The sequence below is a fragment of the Pseudarthrobacter sp. AB1 genome, assembly GCF_014926485.1.
In the GTDB taxonomy this organism is placed as follows: domain Bacteria; phylum Actinomycetota; class Actinomycetes; order Actinomycetales; family Micrococcaceae; genus Arthrobacter.
In genome coordinates this window covers 1-873 of the sequence record NZ_PZKO01000093.1, presented here as the reverse complement: position 1 = coordinate 873, position 873 = coordinate 1, and the positions used below count along the sequence as shown (strand labels likewise).

General features: G+C 64.5%; 1 protein-coding gene. It reads left to right on the top strand.

Annotated elements, in window-relative coordinates:
- The coding region (locus tag DAD99_RS21385) for an IS630 family transposase (protein WP_193343180.1) at positions 1-873 on the top strand (873 nt) is incomplete at both ends.

Below are 873 nucleotides of genomic sequence, written 5' to 3'. Positions count from 1 at the left end.
CTGGGCAGCGCCGAAGGCCTGAGCAACGTGGAGGTGGGCGCCCGGTGCGGAGTCGAAGCGCATACCGTGGCGAAGTGGCGGCGCCGCTTCCTGGAGCGCCGGCTGGACGGGCTGGTCGATGATCCCAGGCCCGGCCGACCTGCCAGCATCACCAGTGATCAGGTCGAGGATGTCGTGGTTGCGACGCTGGAATCGACGCCGAAGAACGCCACGCACTGGTCACGGGCGAAGATGGCCGAGCGCTCGGGACTGTCGAAGTCAACGATCGGGCGGATCTGGAAGGCGTTCGAGCTCAAGCCCCACCGCGCCGACGGGTTCAAGCTCTCCAACGACCCCTTGTTCGTGGAGAAGGTCTACGACGTCGTGGGACTCTACCTGAACCCGCCCGAATCCGCCGTGGTGCTCAGTGTGGATGAGAAATCGCAGGTCCAGGCGCTGGCCCGGTCCCAGCCGGCCTTCCCGATGATGCCAGGGATGCCGGAGAAGCGGACCCACGACTACGTCAGGCATGGGACCACGACCCTGTTCGCGGCCCTGAACACCGCGGACGGTTCCGTGATCTCCAGCCTGCACCGCAAGCACCGGGCCATCGAGTTCAGGAAGTTCCTCGCCAAGATCGACGCCCAGGTCCCCGAGGGCCTGGACGTGCACCTGATCTGCGACAACTACCAGACCCATAAGACACCCGTTGTGAAGACATGGCTGCAGAACCACCCACGGTTCCATATGCATTTCACGCCGACCTACTCATCCTGGCTGAACCAGGTCGAGCGGTTCTTCGGCTTCGTCACCGAGGACCTGCTGCGCCGCAGCGATCACCGCAGCGTCCAAGCGCTCGAGTCCGACATCCGCAAATGGGTCAGCGAATGGAAC